The organism is Streptomyces sp. NPDC001828, assembly GCF_042892175.1.
GTDB lineage: Bacteria > Actinomycetota > Actinomycetes > Streptomycetales > Streptomycetaceae > Streptomyces.
The window spans coordinates 573,498-589,505 of record NZ_JBIATV010000003.1 but is presented as its reverse complement, the minus strand read 5'-3'; the positions used below and the strand labels follow the sequence as shown (position 1 = coordinate 589,505).

The following is a 16,008-nucleotide window of genomic DNA, read 5'->3' as shown; positions in this document are numbered from 1 at the left end:
GGACCGAGGGCGGGACGCCGAGCGTCGCGGTGAAGTCCCGTACGAGATGGGCCTGGTCGGCAGGACCCAGTTCGGCGGCGAGGCGCGACCAGTCGACGGACGTCTCCCGCGGAGTGCTCGCGCGGGGTCGGACGCGGCCTCCTACGGAGTGCTCGGCCCGCGCGTCCGTCGGGTGAGCCAGTACAGGGCGCCCGCGTACAGGCTGAGGACCAGGGCGAGCAGCGGGTAGTACGCCAGGGGCAGCGCGGCCATGCCGATCAGCGGGCCGAGCGGCGAGAGCGGGAGCAGCAGGCCGGTCAGTGCGAGCACGCCCGCGGTGACCGGGATGCCACCGCCGCGTCCGGTGCGCAGCAGGACCATCACCAGGGCCTGGGTCAGCAGGTTCTCGGTGAACCAGCCCGCGTGGAAGGACGTTTCGCCCCGGGTGTCGCTGACCGCCCAGACCAGAACGGCGAAGGTGGCGAGGTCGGCGGCGGCATTGAGCACGCCGTATCCGGTCACGGAGGCGAGGACTTCGCGGGGGCGCAGTTTGAGCGGGCGGCGCAGTGCCGAGGCCGGCGGCCGGTCGTAGGCGAAGGCCAGTTGGGCGGCGTCGAAGCACAGGTTCTGGACCAGGACCTGTGCGGGCAGCATCGGCAGGAACGGCAGCAGCAGACCGGCGGTCAGCATCGCGATGACGTTGCCGAGGTTCGAAGACAGGGTGATCCGCAGATAGCCCGCGATGGTGGCCCCGCCGCCGCGCCCGGCCACGATGGCGTGGTCGAGCGAGGTGAGGTCCTTCGCCGCGAGTACGACGTCCGCCGTCTCACGGGCCACGTCCACGGCTTCGGGCGGGCAGATGCCGACGTCGGAGGCGCGCAGTGCGGGCAGGTCGTTGACGCCGTCACCCAAGAAACCGGTGACATGTCCGCGCTCGCGCAGGGCCCGTACGATCCGGGCCTTCCGCTCGGGGGAGCAGCGGGCGAAGACAGTACTACGGTCGGCGAGTTCGCCCACCTCGGCGTCGCCGAGGGCGTCCAGGGAGGCGGCGTTGACGACCTCGCCAGGATCCAGGCCGAGCTCACGGCAGGCGCGGGCCGCCGTGCCGGGGTGGTCGCCGGTCAGCACCTTCACGGCGACGCCCCGGTGGGCCAGCGCGGCGAGTGCGTCCGCCGCCGTCTCCGCCGTGGCGTCACGCAGCCCGACCAGGCCCTTCAGGGTGAGCCCGCGCTCGTCCGCGGTGGTGTACGGGCGCCCGGCGGCCGGCCGTTCGGCGAGCGCCACCGCGAGGACGCGCAGCCCGTCCGCGGCGAGGCGGTCGGCGAGCGCGGCCGTCCGCTCCCGTTCGTCGCCGGCGAGCGCGCACCGGTCCAGCACGTCCTCGACGGCACCCTTGACGACCAGGGTGTGGTGCCCCAGCCGGTGCGGGGTGCTGACCACGGCGGTGGACAGGCGGCGCACCGGGTCGAAGGGAAGGGCGGCGACCGCGTCGTACTCCAGGGCGTCCTCGGGCAGACGCTCCTCGGCCGCGTCGAGCAGCGCCGCGTCCAGGGCGTCGGCGCTGGGCAGTTCGGCGAGCTGCAAGGTCCACAGGCTGTTGACGGCGGCCCAGTGCAGGACCGACTCGTCGGGACGGCCCGACCCGTCGAGCGCGCAGTCCAGGACCGGCCGGTCCTGGGTCAGCGTGCCCGTCTTGTCCAGGCAGACGACATCGACGGCGCCCAGGTCGTGCAGCGCGGGCAGCCGCTTGACGATCACCCGGTGGGTGCGGGCGAGCGCGGACGCACCCCGCGCGAGCGTGGTCGTCACGATGACCGGCAGCATCTCGGGGGTGAGCCCGACCGCGACGGCCACCGCGAACGGCAGCGTCTCAAGGCCCCGGCCGCGCAGCGCCGCGTTGGCCATCAGGACCAGCGGCGGGGTGAGCAGCATGAACCGGATCAGGATCCAGGAGATGCCGTACACCGACCGGTCGAAGGCGGTCGTGCGGCGGTCGTCGTCGCGCGGCTTGTCGGCCCGCGCGAACCGGGTGTCCGCCCCGGTCGCGATCACCACCCCGGTGCCGCTGCCGGAGGCCACGCTGCTGCCCTGGAAGCAGGCCTCGGGCCGGTCGAAGTCCTGCTCGTCGAGAGCGTGCGCCGCACCGGGCTCCGCCCGCGCCGAAGGCTCGTCCACCGGATACTTGGGGACCGGCGCGGACTCCCCGGTCAGCGCCGCCTGATGCATCGTCAGGCCGGTCGCCCGCAGCAGCCGCAGATCCGCCGGTACGAGGTCGCCGGGCGCGAGCCGCACCACGTCGCCGGGCACCACCTGGTCCACCGGGATCTCGCGCGCCACCGGCGCCGCGTCGTCGTCCGTCCTGCGCAGCACGGTCGCGGTGCTGGCCACCAGCTCCCGCAGCCCGGCCGCCGACCGGTCGGCGCGGTGCTCGCCGGCCGCCCGCAGCGCACAGCTCACCACCACGAGCACCGCGATGACCGAGGCCGTGGCCCAGGCCGCGACCAGCGCGGAGACCAGCGCCAGGCAGGCGAGCACGGCGGTGAAGGGGTCGCGCAGACTGCGCAGGAAAATAATCGGCAGGGACGGAACTCGGCGGGCGGGAAGGACGTTTTCCCCATATCGCACGAGTCGTGCCTCTGCTTCGGACTCCACGAGTCCCCGTGGACCGGAGCCGAGCGAACGAAGCAACTGCAGCGGAGTGCTCCTTGACAACTGCAGAGAAGAGATCCGCTCAGGCGCCCAGGTCACGGACGAGTCCCGACGGTCCCGGCAGCTTCACGCCCCCGCCAAGACGGGCGACCAGCCAGCGCACCATCTGAGCCACATCGGGGTCGTCGACGAGATAGACGACCCGCCGTCCCTCCCGCCGGGACCGGACGAGCCCCGCGAGCTTCAGCTTCGCCAGGTGCTGACTGACGGCCGGCAGCGCGCCGCCGACCCTCTCGGCCAGACCCGACACATCGGACTCGCCATGGCTCAGCGTCCACATGATGTGCAGTCGCGCGGGCGAGGCAAGGAGTCCGAAGACGCCCGCTGCCTCGCCGAGCACCTCGGCCGACGGGTCGGTGCTGCTCGTCGTCGTCACCGTCGCCTCCGTCTCCTCGGTGTGGTGGCCCTGTCTGTCGTCGCCCGGGGCCAGTCTAGAGGCGCCGGCTCACAGGGATACGAGGGTCACCTCGGTGGCCTTCACGCTGGACCACACGGCGGCTCCTTCTACGAGGCCGAGCTCGGCCGCCGCGTCGGGGGTGACCTCCGCGATCAGGTCGGGGCACTCGGCGGACCCGATGAGTACGCGCAGCCTGCTCCCGCTTGCCGTGACCTCGCGGACGGTGCCGGACCAGACATTGCGGGGGCTGCCGTCGGGACGGGTGCGGTGAAGGGCCACCGATTCGGGGGCGATGATGGCCAACGCCCGTGTCTCCGGAGGTAGTTGTTCCGCCGCGACGATGTGTCCGCCGTCGTTGAGTGCGAGCCCGTCGCCGTCGGCTCGGCCGGGCCAGGCGTTGCGGCCGAGCATGCGGGCGACCCAGGGGGAGCGGGGGTTGCGGGTGACCTCGGCGGGCGGGGCGTCCTGGAGGGTACGCCCGGCGTCGAGTACGAGGACGCGGTCGGCGAGGGAGACGGCCTCGACGGGGTCGTGGGTGACGATGAGGCAGACGCCGGTGAAGCCGGCGAGGTGGGTGCGCAGGGTGTGGCGGACGTGGGCGCGGGTGGTCTGGTCGAGGGCGGCGAGGGGTTCGTCGAGGAGGAGGAGCCGGGGTTTCGCGGCCAATGCCCTTGCGAGGGCGACGCGTTGGGCCTGGCCGCCGGAGAGCTGGGCGGGTTTGCGGTGGGCGAGGTGGCCGACGCCGAGGCGGTCGAGCCACTGCTGGGCCGCGACCCGTGCCTCCCGGCGGGCGAAGCCCTGGGCGCGCAGCCCGTAAGCCGTGTTGGTGAGGGCGCTGAGGTGCGGGAACAGCGCGCCGTCCTGGGGGACCCAGGCGACCCCGCGCTTGTGGGGCGGCAGCGCGGTGACGTCGAGGTCGCCGAGGTGGAGGGTGGCGTGGGCGCGGTCGGTGAGGCCGAGCAGGGCGCGCAGCAGGGTGGTCTTGCCGGCCCCGTTCTCGCCGACCACCGCGATCGTCGTTCCGGGCTCGGCGTGCAGGGTCAGCTCGTTGAAGCCGGTGACGTCGGCGTCGAGGGACCAACTCTCCTTGAAGGCGCGTGAGTTGAGATCCTCATCCGCTGGTGGGGCGGAGTGCTCTGGGGCGGCCGGGGCGGGGTCGGCGTCCGGGGCGGGGGTGTCCGAGACGGCGCGGGAGGGCCCGGCGCCGCGTACCGAGGCGCCGCCGGTCCAGCGGCCGCGCAGGGCGATGAGCACCGCCATGGCGATGGCGAGCAGCAGGAGGGAGACGGAGGTCGCGGCCTCCGGTGAGTCCTGGAGCAGGAGGTAGACTTGGAGGGGGAGGGTCTGGGTGGTGCCGGGGAGGTTGCCCGCGAAGGTGATCGTCGCGCCGAACTCGCCCAGTGCCCGCGCCCAGGTGAGCGCCGCGCCGGCGGCCAGGCCCGGGGCGACCATCGGCAGCGTCACGGTGAAGAACACCCGCACCGGGGAGGCGCCGAGCGAGGCCGCGGTCTCCTCGTAACGGGGCCGCAGCCCGCCGAGTGCGCCCTCCAGGCTGATGACGAGGAAGGGCATCGCCACGAAGGTGGCCGCGACGATCGCGCCCGAGGTGTGGAAGGGCAGCGTGATGCCGAAGGTGCCCTCCAGCCAGGGCCCGAGCAGTCCGCGCCGCCCGAACCCGAGCAGCAGGGCCACGCCGCCGACCGTGGGCGGCAGCACCATCGGCAGCAGGACGAGCGAGCGCACCAGGGACTTGCCCGGGAAGTCGACCCGGGCGAGCAGCCAGGCCAGGGGCACACCGAGAAGAAGGGAGAGGCCCAGTGCCCAGAACGAGACGAGGAGCGAGAGCCGCAGGGCCTCGGTGACGTCGGGGCCGGTCAGATGTGTGCCGAGCTCGCCCCAGGAGGTGCGGGCCAGGATGCCGAGGAGCGGCATCAGGAGGAACGCGATGGCGAGCAGCGCGGGCAGCGCCAGAGCGACGGGCGGGCGCCGACGGGTGCCGGAGCGGCTGCGGGTCATGAGGATTCCCCCGGTGTCCTGGAGGCGCGGTGTCTGCCCGCCCGGTGCGAACGGGCAGACAACGCAAGGGAGTTGGAGCGGTTTCGGCCAGGGGAGGCGGGCCGGTTACGGCTGCTGGAAGCCCGCGTCCGCCAGGATCTTCTGCGCCTCGGGGGTGGAGAGCCACTTCACGAACGCGGCGGCGGCGTCGGCGTTCTTCGAAGCCTTGAGGGTCGCCGCCGGGTAGGAGGCCACGGCGTTCTGCGCGTCGGGGATGTCGATCGTGTCGACCTTGCCCTTGGCGGAGGCGGCGTCGGTCTTGTAGACGATGCCCGCGTCGGCCTCGCCCAGCTCGACCTTGGACAGGACCGCGCGGACGTTGGGCTCCTGGGAGACCGGCTTCACCGTGAGGTGCTGCTTGTCCAGGACCTGCTTGCTGTAGCGGCCGACCGGCACCTCGGGGGCGGCGAGGACGACCTTCAGGTTGGTGTCGGTCAGGCCCTTGAGGTCCTCGACCTTCTTCGGGTTGCCCTTGCCGGTCGCGATGACCAGACGGTTCTTGGCGATGACCGACGAGTCGTTCACATCGGCCTTGAGGCCGTCCATCGTCTTGGTGTCCGCCGTCACCAGGGCATCCGCCGGGGCGCCCTGCTTGACCTGGGCCGCCAGCTCCTGCGAACCGGCGAAGGAGAACTTGACGTGCGTGCCCGGGTTCTCCTTCTCGTAGGCGGCGCCGGCCGCCTTGAAGACGTCGGTCAGCGAGGACGCGGCGAGCACGGTCAGCTGCGCGGCCTTCGGGGCGGAGCTGGAACTGCCGGACGGGGAGGCGCTCTTGTCGCTGCTGCCGCTGTCCTTGCTGCTGCCGCAGGCCGCGGCCAGCGGGATGAGCAGGGCGGCGGAGACGACGGCCGCGGCGGCGCGGCGGCGCTGGGTACTGAGAGCCATGACAGACATGGATGGAGCTCCTTCGGATGCTTGACGAGCCGCGCCGGGAGGTGAGGGCTTCCCCCGTCGGGTGCACCGGCGGCATCCGGGTCGGATGGCCGTCGGGCACTGGGGAAGGGCGACGCCGCGGGGACGTACGTGAAGTGGCCTGTTGTCGGCCTAGGTGCGGTCGACGTGCACGCTGGTGGACTTCACCCGCGCGGTGGCCTGCATGCCCACCTCAAGGCCCAGCTCTTCGACGGCCTCCCGGGTCAGGAGGGAGACGAGCCGGTGCGGGCCGGCCTGGATCTCGACCTGGGCGGCGACGTCACCGAGCTTGACGGCGGTGACGATGCCGGGGAAGGCGTTGCGGACAGAGGTGTAGGGCACCTCTTCCTCGCTGTTGGAGGACTGGCCGACTTCGATGGAGAAGGCGGCCAGATCCCGCCCGTCGATGAGTCGGCGGCCGCCTTCGTCACGATGGGTCGTGACGCGGCCGCCGTCGGCCCAGCGGCGCACGGTGTCGGGGCTGACGCCGAGCAGACGCGCTGCCTGGCCGATGGTGTAGGACTGCATGTGCGACAAGATAGGCGGCTTCGCGTCGCATATACAAAGGGTCCGTCGGAACATACGTCGCAGCTGCGGGGCCAAATGGACGAAGGTCCAAGCCGGCCGGCGGCATCCTCGGGGGCCCTCCCCGCAGCCTCGCGGCGGGCCCGTCGGCGGCCCCCGCGCTCATCGGCCGCGCTCATCGGCTCAGGGCGCTCGCGGCGCTCAGGGCCAGACCAGGCAGTACGGCTGATGCCCCGCCTCGTGCAGCCGGTGCGAGAAGTCCTGCCATTCGTGCAGGAGTTGGTAGACGTTGAACGCGTCACGCGGGCCGCCGCGGTCCGGGACCGTGGACCATATGAAGGCGGCGGCGCCCACCGACTCCTCGCCGACGCCGCGCAGCGGGTCGACGACCGTCATGGGGAGCTTGACCACCGCGTAGTCGGGATGGAGGACGACCAGTTCCAGCGGTGGGACCTTGTGCAGCGGTATGCCCTGGATGCCGGTGAGGACCATCGCGGCCATCGTCTCCGGCTTGATCTTGGTGAACATGCCGCCCATGCCCAGCTCGTCGCCGCCGAGTTCCTCCGGGCGCATGGTGACGGGCACCCTGGCCGCGGTCGCGCCGTCCGGAGCGCCGAAGTACTTGTAGGTCACCCCCACCCGGCCACTTCCGTTCCCCGCCACAGCGCCGTCCCCGACCCGGTCGATCCGGTCCTGGGCGTCGCGCCGCCGGTGCCGTCCCCGCCGGTGGGCGCGCTCGGGGCCCCGGTCATCGGTCCCCTCGCCCAGTCCGCCACCGCGATGCATATCCTTCACCCGACTGCTTGTAGCCCGACTGCTTTGTAGATGCCGCGGCCCCCACCGCGCAACCCGATCATCCGCCGATGCAACACGATCATCTGCGGATCATCGTGTCATTGACCTCCCCAGCGCGGGTGCGGTGAAACACCAGTCCGCAAGAACGTCCGGGCCTCTGCCACCATGGCGGGTGTGAGCTATCCGTACGAATACGACGCCCCAGTTTCGCAGAACCTCTTCGACCGCGCGTCCGCCGTGACGCCCGGCGGTGTGAACTCCCCCGTCCGTGCCTTCCGGGCCGTGGGCGGTACGCCCCGGTTCATGGTGTCCGGTACGGGGCCCTACCTGACCGACGCCGACGGCCGCGAGTACGTCGACCTGGTGTGTTCGTGGGGCCCGATGATCCTCGGGCACGCGCACCCGGAGGTCGTCGCCGCCGTGCGGGAGGCCGTCGCGCGCGGCACCTCCTTCGGTACGCCCGGCGAGGGCGAGGTCGCGCTCGCCGAGGAGATCGTGGCCCGGATCGAGCCGGTCGAGCAGGTCCGCCTGGTGTCCTCGGGCACCGAGGCGACCATGTCCGCGATCCGCCTGGCGCGCGGCTTCACCGGCCGAGCCAAGGTGATCAAGTTCGCAGGCTGCTACCACGGACATGTGGACGCGCTGCTCGCCGCCGCCGGTTCCGGGGTCGCCACGTTCGGCCTCCCCGACACCCCCGGTGTGACCGGCGCCCAGGCCGGCGACACGATCGTGCTGCCGTACAACGACCTGGACGCGGTGCACGCGGCGTTCCACGCCAACCCGGGCGAGATCGCCTGTGTGATCACCGAGGCGTCGCCCGGCAACATGGGTGTCGTACCGCCGGCGGACGGCTTCAACGCGGGCCTGAAGGCGGCCTGTGCGAAGAACGGCGCGCTGTACATCTCGGACGAGGTGATGACCGGCTTCCGCACCTCGAAGGCCGGCTGGTTCGGCGTCGACGGCGTCGTGCCTGACCTCATGACGTTCGGCAAGGTCATGGGCGGCGGCTTCCCGGCCGCGGCGTTCGGCGGCCGCGCCGACGTCATGGGCCACCTCGCCCCGGCCGGCCCCGTCTACCAGGCGGGCACCCTCTCCGGTAACCCGATCGCGACCGCCGCCGGTCTCGCCCAGCTGCGGCTGCTCGACGACGCGGCGTACGCCAAGGTCGACGCCGTCTCGCGGGAGATCCAGGCGCTGGTCACCGGCGCGCTCAGCAAGGAGGGCGTGGCCCACCGGCTGCAGACGGCGAGCAACATGTTCTCCGTCTTCTTCACGGCCGACGAGGTCCGCGACTACGACGACGCGAAGAAGCAGGAGTCCTTCCGCTTCAACGGGTTCTTCCACTCGATGCTGTCGCAGGGCGTCTATCTGCCGCCCTCGGCGTTCGAGTCCTGGTTCGTGTCGACCGCCCACGACGAGCGCGCGATCGAGCGCATCGCGGCCGCGCTGCCCGCCGCCGCCCGCGCCGCAGCGGAGGCCACCGCATGAGCGAGAACAGCAACGCCGAGAACGACCTGACCGTCGTGCACCTGATGCGCCACGGCGAGGTGCACAACCCGGACGGCGTGCTCTACGGGCGGCGTCCCGGCTACCACCTCTCCGAGCTCGGCCGGCAGATGGCCGACCGGGTCGCCGAGCACCTGGCGGGCCGTGACATCACGCACGTCGTCGCCTCCCCGCTGGAGCGCGCCCAGGAGACTGCGGACCCGATCGCCAAGGCGCACGGCCTGGACCTGGCGACCGACCCGCGGCTCATCGAGGCGGGCAACGTCTTCGAGGGCAAGACCTTCGGCGTGGGCGACGGCGCGCTGCGCAAGCCCGCCAACTGGCAGTACCTCACGAACCCGTTCCGCCCGTCGTGGGGCGAGCCGTACGTCGAGCAGGTCGTGCGGATGATGGGCGCCCTGGACGCGGCGCGCGACGCGGCCCGGGGTCATGAGGCGGTGTGCGTCAGCCACCAGCTGCCGATCTGGATCGTGCGCAGCTTCGCCGAGAAGCGGCGCCTCTGGCACGACCCGCGCAAGCGGCAGTGCACGCTGGCCTCGCTCACCAGCTTCACCTACCAGGGCGACCGGATCGTGTCCGTGGGCTACAGCGAGCCCGCCCGCGATCTCGTACCGGCGCACCTGCTGGCGGGCGCCAAGCCGGTCAAGGGCAAGTCCAAGGCGTTCGGCGCCTGACGTCGACGAGCTGACGTCGACGACCTGACGTCTCCGGCTGGCCGGATCACCCCGGCCAGCCCGTCGGCCCACCGGCCCGCGCCCAACCCGGCCGCCCGACCGACCAGCCAGCCCCCAGCCAGCCCGCCCGGCCAGCCCGCCCCGTGACGCCGTTCGCAGGACCTTCACCCCCCGCCCCCTGGACCCACACCCGCATCTCGTACGGTTTACGAAGATTTGTGCGAGCTGTGTGGAACCGGCCAGGTTTCACCCGGCATCTCACAGATTGCCCAACTGCGGTGACGCGCTTGGGCTTCGAGGACGACGAGACGACGGTGCGAAGCGATGGGAACGGACGGGCTTATGCGGGAGATCGGCCGGAACGTCAGCCGAAGGGGCATGCTGGGACTGGGTCTGGGGGCCGCGGCGGCGGCCGGCCTGGCCGGCTGCGGTACTTCGGGCGGCAGCGGTAGCGGGTCGAGTGGCAAGGGCGGCGGCGAGAGCGGCGACGCGGCCGCCAAGAAGGCCGACGCGAAACTGATTGGCGACGGTTCCACGGCCGACACCGGCAAGCAGCCGCACCAGCCCGAGAAGCCCGTTCCGCTCCAGCCCGGCGAGACCCCGCCCCAGTTCGTCATCTTCTCCTGGGACGGCGCCGGCGAGGTCGGCAACGGCCTCTTCCCGCGCTTCCTCCAGCTCGCCAAGGACCACGGCGCGGGCATGACGTTCTTCCTGTCCGGCCTGTATCTGCTGCCCGAGGCCAAGAAGCGCCTCTACCGGCCGCCGAACAACGCGGTCGGCGCCTCCGACATCGGCTACCTCTCCGACCCGCACATCAAGGAGACGCTGAAGTACGTCCGCCAGGCCTGGACCGACGGACACGAGATAGGCACCCACTTCAACGGTCACTTCTGCACCGGACGCGGCACGGTCGAGCACTGGACCGCCGCCCAGTGGCAGAGCGAGATAGACCAGGCGATCGACTTCGTCACCAAGTGGAAGACGAACACCGGCTGGACGGACGAGGACCCGCTGCCGTTCGACTACAAGCGCGAGCTCGCCGGCGGCCGCACCCCCTGCCTGCTCGGCCAGGACAACCTGCTGCCCACCGCGCAGAAGCTGGGCTGGCGCTACGACGCCTCCTCGCCCGGCGGCACCCAGGTGTGGCCGGTCAAGCGGCACGGCCTGTGGGACCTGCCGCTCCAGCAAATACCCTTCCCCGGGCACTCGTTCCAGGTCCTCTCGATGGACTACAACATCCTCGCCAACCAGTCGAAGAATTCGACCAAGGCGCCGCCGGCCAACTACCCGGGCTGGCGCAAGCAGGCCACCGAGGCCTATCTCGCCGGATTCAAGCGCGCCTATGAGACGAACCGCGCGCCCTTCTACATCGGAAACCACTTCGAGCAGTGGAACGGCGGCATCTACATGGACGCCGTGGAAGAGGCCTTCAAGGGCATCGCGGCGAAGCGGGACGAGAAGAAGGATGTGAGGCTCGTCTCCTTCAAGCAGTACTGCGACTGGCTCGACGTGCAGGACCCGAAGGTGCTCGCCCAGCTCCGCACGCTCGGCGTGGGACAGGCCCCCACCGGTGGCTGGAACACGTTTCTCCAGGCCGTTTAGGCGTTCCTGACAAGGGGCTTTACGGGCAGTCAGGGGGGCGCGGAAGATCCCCGAAACAGACATGCGAAACTTTTCACATGTCCGTGAGTCCTGCCTTCCGCCGCCGTCGCACCCTGACGCTGGCCGCGGCTGCCGCGGCCGCCGGTGCGCTGACCCTGACGGCCTGCGGTTCCGGTGGTACGTCCGGTGGTTCCGGTGACACCAAGTTCGTCACCGGCACCGGCGGCATCGCCACCGTCGCCAAGGGCGACCGCCAGAACGCCCCGGAACTGTCCGGTGCCACCGTCGACGGCAAGCAGCTCGACGTCGCCTCCCTCAAGGGCAAGATCGTCGTGCTGAACGTCTGGGGCTCGTGGTGCGCGCCCTGTCGGGCCGAGGCACCGTATCTGGCCAAGGTCTCCAAGGAGACGAAGTCCAAGGGCGTCGAGTTCGTCGGGATCAATACCCGCGACACCGACAAGGGCCCGGCCCAGCAGTTCGAGAAGGAATTCGGCGTCGACTATTCGAGCCTGTACGACCCGATCGGCAAGCTCATTCTGCGTTTCCCGAAGGGCAGCCTGAATCCGCAGGCCATTCCGTCGACGATCGTTCTCGACCGGAACGGAAAGATCGCCGCACGTGCCCTGATGGCGCTCGACGACGCCAAGCTGCACCAGATGATCGACCCGCTGATCGCGGAGAAGTGATCGCGTGATGGCACTGGCCGCCGTCGGCTCGATGAACGAAACGGTCTTCAGCGGGGCCCTGCTCGTGGCCCTGCCGGTCGCCGTACTCGGCGGCCTCGTCTCCTTCTTCTCGCCCTGCGTTCTGCCCCTGGTCCCCGGCTATCTCTCGTACGTCACCGGGGTCACCGGCACCGATCTGGCCGAGGCCCGGCGCGGCCGCATGGTCGCGGGCGCCGGTCTGTTCGTCCTGGGCTTCACCGCCGTCTTCGTCTCCGGCGGCGCGCTGTTCGGCTACTTCGGCCAGAACCTCCAGGACCACAGCACCACGCTCTCCAAGATCCTCGGCGTGCTGATGATCCTGATGGGCGTCTTCTTCATGGGCCTCATGCCGTGGATGACCCAGCGCGAATTCCGCGTCCACAAGCGGCCGGTGACCGGGCTCGCCGGGGCCCCGCTGCTCGGCGCGCTCTTCGGCATCGGCTGGACGCCGTGCCTCGGCCCCACGCTCACCTCGGTGAACGCGCTCGCGATGGACCAGGCGAGCGCCGGCCGCGGGGCCATACTGACGGTCGCGTACTGTCTCGGCCTCGGGCTGCCGTTCGTGCTCGCGGCGGTCGCCTTCCGCAAGGCGCTCGGCGCCTTCGGCTGGGTCAAGAAGCACTACGTATGGGTGATGCGGATCGGCGGCGGCATGATGATCGTGACCGGCGTGCTGCTGCTCACCGGCGCTTGGGCGGAGCTCGTCCAGCAGGTACAGGGCTGGTCCCAAGGCTTTCAGGTGGGTGTCTGACGCATGAGCAAGACCGAATCGACTCCGGAGCCCGACCTCGGCGAGGCCGGGGCACAGCTCTCCACCGCCCCCACCGAGGAACGGTCCAACGGCCCCGTCGGCATCGGCGTGATCGGCTGGTTCCGCTGGTTCTGGCGGCAGCTGACCTCGATGCGGGTCGCCCTGATCCTGCTCTTCCTGCTGTCGCTCGGCGCCATCCCCGGCTCGCTGATCCCGCAGACCAGCGTCGACGAGATGAAGGTCGCCGACTTCCAGAAGCGGCACGACACCCTCTCGCCGATCTACGAGAAGCTCGGCCTCTTCCACGTCTACAGCTCGGTGTGGTTCTCGGCGATCTACATCCTGCTGTTCGTCTCGCTCATCGGCTGCATCGTGCCGCGCACCTGGCAGTTCGTCGGCCAGCTGCGCGGCCGGCCGCCGGCCGCGCCCGGCCGCCTGACCCGGCTGCCCGCGTACACGACCTGGCGGACCGGGGCGGACCCCGAGCAGGTCCGCGAGGCCGCGCTCGCCATGCTCAAGAAGCGCCGCTTCCGCGCCCGGATCAGCTCGGACGCGGTCGCCGCCGAGAAGGGCTACCTGCGCGAGGCCGGCAACCTGATCTTCCACGTCTCCCTGATCGTGATCCTGGTCGCGTTCGCCACCGGCCAGCTCTTCAAGTCCGAGGGCGGCAAGCTGATCGTCCAGGGCGACGGGTTCTCCAACACCCTCACCCAGTACGACGACTTCAGGTCGGGCTCGCTCTTCAACACCGAGGACCTGGCGCCGTTCAGCTTCACCCTGGACCGCTTCGACGCGACGTACGAGCGCAGCGGGCCGGAGCTGGGCACGGCCCGCGAGTTCAAGGCGCACCTGACGTACTCCGAGGGCGCCGAGGGCAAGTCGCAGCAGAAGACCGTCGAGGTCAACAAGCCGCTCGTGGTCGACGGCTCCAAGGTCTACCTGCTCTCGCACGGCTACGCGCCGTCGGTCACCGTCAAGGACGGCAAGGGCAACGTCGTCTTCCACGGCGCGACGCCGCTGCTGCCGATGGACAACAACCTGACCTCCAGCGGCGCCATCAAGGTGCTCGACGGCTACCGCGACGCCAAGGGCAACAAGGACCAGCTCGGCTTCGCCGCGTTCTTCGTGCCCACGTTCGGCGGCAAGGGCACCGGCGCGACCCAGATGTTCTCGAAGTTCCCGGCGGCCGACTTCCCGGTCCTCAACATCGGTGCCTACCACGGCGACCTCGGCCTCAACTCGGGTCTGCCGAAGAACGTGTACCAGCTGGACACCAGCAGCCGCTCGATCCAGCCCTTCAAGGACGACCAGGGCAAGATCCTCAAGAAGCTGCTGCTGCCCGGCGAGACCCTTCAACTCCCCGACGGCGCCGGGTCGATCACCTTCGACAAGGGCCCCATCAAGCAGTGGGCGAGCTTCCAGATCTCCCACCAGCCGGGCAACGGCCTCGCCCTCACCGGCGCGATCGGTGCCATCGCGGGACTCGCCGGCTCGCTGTTCATCCAGCGCCGCCGGATCTGGGTCCGGGCCGTCAGGGGCGACGACGGAGTGACCGTCGTCGAGATGGCCGGGCTCGGCCGCAGTGAGTCCGCGAAGCTTCCCGAGGAGCTGGCCGATCTCGCGGTCACGCTCATCCCACAGGCGCCGACCGCGCCGGATCCAGAACCCGAACCCTCAGTTGTTCCTGCCGAAGGGGCTGAGAAGTGAATCTCGCCGCCACCACCAATGAGAGCCTGGCCCACACCAGCAACTACCTGATCTACTCGTCGATGGCCGTGTATCTCCTGGCCTTCTTCGCCAACATGGCCGAGTGGCTCTTCGGCAGCCGCAGCAAGGTCGCCCGTACGGCCGCCGCGCTCACCGGCGCCGGGCAGCAGGCCAAGGACGCGGGCACCGTGAAGGTCGAGGTCGCCACGAAGAACGGCGGCACCGCGGTCCTGGAGCGCCCCAAGGTCGTGACCCGCTCGGCCGCCGGCACCCGTGACGTGCCGGACGGCCCCGGGGCCTCCGGCGGTGACGAGAAGGGCGACCTCTACGGCCGCATCGCCGTCTCCCTGACGGTGCTCGCCTTCCTCATCGAGTTCTGCGGTGTGCTCACCCGCGCGCTGTCCGTGCAGCGGGCGCCGTGGGGCAACATGTACGAGTTCAACCTGACCTTCTCCACGGTCGCGGTCGGCGTGTACCTGGCGCTGCTCGCCCTGAAGAAGAACGTCGGCTGGCTCGGCCTTCCCCTGGTCACCACGGTCCTGCTCGACCTCGGCCTCGCCGTCACCGTGCTCTACACCGCGAGTGACCAGCTGGTTCCGGCGCTGCACTCGTACTGGCTGTGGATCCACGTCTCCACCGCGATCTTCTGCGGCGCGGTGTTCTACGTGGGCGCGGTCGCCACGATCCTGTACCTCTTCCGCGACCGATACGAGTCGAAGCTCGCCGAGGGCGGCAAGCCGGGTGCCTTCGCGACGTCGGTCCTGGAGCGGCTGCCGGCCGCGGCCTCGCTCGACAAGTTCGCCTACCGCGTGAACGCGGCGGTCTTCCCGCTGTGGACGTTCACGATCATCGCCGGCGCGATCTGGGCGGGCGACGCGTGGGGCCGGTACTGGGGCTGGGACCCGAAGGAGACCTGGTCCTTCATCACCTGGGTCGCGTACGCCTGCTACCTGCACGCCCGCGCCACGGCCGGCTGGAAGGGCCGCAAGGCGGCGACGCTCGCGCTGATCGCGTTCGGCTGCTGGCTGTTCAACTACTACGGCGTGAACATCTTCGTCAACGGCAAGCACTCCTACGCGGGCGTGTAACCCCCTGGGCGCGGGCCTGCCCCGGTGCTGTCAGGGGCGCGGGGAACTGCGCGAGCAACCGCGCACGGTCCGCGGACAAGGACTCCTGGGGCGCCGCCCCGGACCCCGGGAGTTCGCCCCCACCCCGCCCCTTCCCGAAACCCTCCGGGGGACTGAGTACGGCTGCGGACCGTCCGTGCCGATCGCGCAGTTCCCCGCGCCCCTTGCGGGGCTGGAACAGGGGCATACCCAGCCCGTCATGGGGGTCCCCCTGGCCCTTGAGGCCTTGGGGGAGATTGAGGACGAGCGCCCTCGCGGGGCTAGCCCTCGCCCAAGTCGCGGCGCTTGCGGTCCTCCAGGGACGCCAGGAACTCCGGATTGTCGTCCGGGGCGGTCCAGCGCGTCGGGGCCCGGCGGACCTTGCCCGCGAGGAGCCAGGCGACCGGCCCGACCAGGACCTCGCCGAAGAGCAGCACGATGATGATCCACACCACCTTGGGGAGGCCCTTGACCTCCGCCTCGGGGGTGTTCAGGCAGTCGATGAACGCGTAGATCCACAGCGCCAGGACCAGCAGGAACGGCAGATACCTGAGCATGGTTGGGCGGTCCCCCCGGGAACGGTTGC

Annotated in this window: 14 protein-coding genes; 7 read left to right on the top strand and 7 right to left on the bottom strand. The window is 70.8% G+C overall.

What is annotated here, in order from left to right; translation table 11 throughout:
• Positions 1-141: 141 nt before the first annotated feature.
• The 6 genes from mgtA to ACFYZA_RS14035 form a co-directional block, all read right to left on the bottom strand.
• Positions 142-2,727 carry a magnesium-translocating P-type ATPase gene (gene mgtA / locus ACFYZA_RS14060; RefSeq protein WP_388490213.1) on the bottom strand — a complete coding sequence of 862 codons (2,586 nt, stop codon included), beginning with the start codon at positions 2,725-2,727 and terminating at the stop codon, positions 142-144.
• On the bottom strand, positions 2,711-3,064 hold the full coding sequence (locus tag ACFYZA_RS14055) for a metalloregulator ArsR/SmtB family transcription factor (RefSeq protein ID WP_053728831.1): 354 nt from the start codon (positions 3,062-3,064) through the stop codon (positions 2,711-2,713). The genes mgtA and ACFYZA_RS14055 overlap by 17 nt, the downstream gene beginning before the upstream one ends.
• Before the next feature lie 69 nt (positions 3,065-3,133).
• Positions 3,134-5,101, bottom strand: coding sequence for an ABC transporter permease (locus tag ACFYZA_RS14050; RefSeq protein WP_388490209.1), 1,968 nt, complete (start codon positions 5,099-5,101; stop codon positions 3,134-3,136).
• A 105-nt stretch (positions 5,102-5,206) separates the two neighbouring features.
• Positions 5,207-6,025, bottom strand: a complete 819-nt coding sequence (gene modA, locus ACFYZA_RS14045; protein ID WP_382591031.1) for a molybdate ABC transporter substrate-binding protein — start codon at positions 6,023-6,025, stop codon at positions 5,207-5,209.
• A 159-nt stretch (positions 6,026-6,184) separates the two neighbouring features.
• The gene (locus ACFYZA_RS14040) at positions 6,185-6,580 is read right to left on the bottom strand and encodes a molybdopterin-binding protein (protein ID WP_382590823.1); all 396 of its coding nucleotides are present in this window, start codon (positions 6,578-6,580) and stop codon (positions 6,185-6,187) included.
• 198 nt (positions 6,581-6,778) lie between these two features.
• On the bottom strand, positions 6,779-7,363 hold the full coding sequence (locus tag ACFYZA_RS14035) for a hypothetical protein (RefSeq protein ID WP_382591034.1): 585 nt from the start codon (positions 7,361-7,363) through the stop codon (positions 6,779-6,781).
• 174 nt (positions 7,364-7,537) lie between these two features.
• Here ACFYZA_RS14035 and hemL point away from each other — a divergent pair, with 174 nt between their 5' ends.
• The 7 genes from hemL to ccsB all read left to right on the top strand — a co-directional run bounded on the left by hemL (position 7,538) and on the right by ccsB (position 15,404).
• Positions 7,538-8,860: a glutamate-1-semialdehyde 2,1-aminomutase gene (gene hemL / locus ACFYZA_RS14030; protein WP_388490206.1), complete on the top strand. Its 1,323-nt coding sequence runs from the start codon at positions 7,538-7,540 to the stop codon at positions 8,858-8,860.
• Entirely contained in the window at positions 8,857-9,552 is a 696-nt protein-coding gene (locus ACFYZA_RS14025) for a histidine phosphatase family protein (RefSeq protein WP_388490203.1), read from the top strand. Before hemL ends, ACFYZA_RS14025 begins: the two co-directional genes overlap by 4 nt.
• Before the next feature lie 378 nt (positions 9,553-9,930).
• Positions 9,931-11,154, top strand: coding sequence for a hypothetical protein (locus ACFYZA_RS14020; protein ID WP_388490200.1), 1,224 nt, complete (start codon positions 9,931-9,933; stop codon positions 11,152-11,154).
• Between the two features lie 77 nt (positions 11,155-11,231).
• Entirely contained in the window at positions 11,232-11,840 is a 609-nt protein-coding gene (locus tag ACFYZA_RS14015; protein WP_382590835.1) for a TlpA family protein disulfide reductase, read from the top strand.
• A gap of 7 nt (positions 11,841-11,847) precedes the next feature.
• Positions 11,848-12,609: a cytochrome c biogenesis CcdA family protein gene (locus tag ACFYZA_RS14010; RefSeq protein ID WP_382590838.1), complete on the top strand. Its 762-nt coding sequence runs from the start codon at positions 11,848-11,850 to the stop codon at positions 12,607-12,609.
• A 3-nt stretch (positions 12,610-12,612) separates the two neighbouring features.
• Positions 12,613-14,316: a cytochrome c biogenesis protein ResB gene (locus ACFYZA_RS14005; protein ID WP_382590841.1), complete on the top strand. Its 1,704-nt coding sequence runs from the start codon at positions 12,613-12,615 to the stop codon at positions 14,314-14,316.
• Positions 14,313-15,404, top strand: a complete 1,092-nt coding sequence (gene ccsB / locus ACFYZA_RS14000; RefSeq protein WP_388490195.1) for a c-type cytochrome biogenesis protein CcsB — start codon at positions 14,313-14,315, stop codon at positions 15,402-15,404. The genes ACFYZA_RS14005 and ccsB overlap by 4 nt, the downstream gene beginning before the upstream one ends.
• Before the next feature lie 299 nt (positions 15,405-15,703).
• On the opposite strand, the gene ACFYZA_RS13995 is transcribed toward ccsB, so the two are convergent.
• Positions 15,704-15,979 (bottom strand): PLD nuclease N-terminal domain-containing protein, encoded by a 276-nt coding sequence (locus ACFYZA_RS13995; protein WP_388490192.1) that lies wholly within the window; start codon positions 15,977-15,979, stop codon positions 15,704-15,706.
• Between the last annotated feature and the right edge of the window lie 29 nt (positions 15,980-16,008).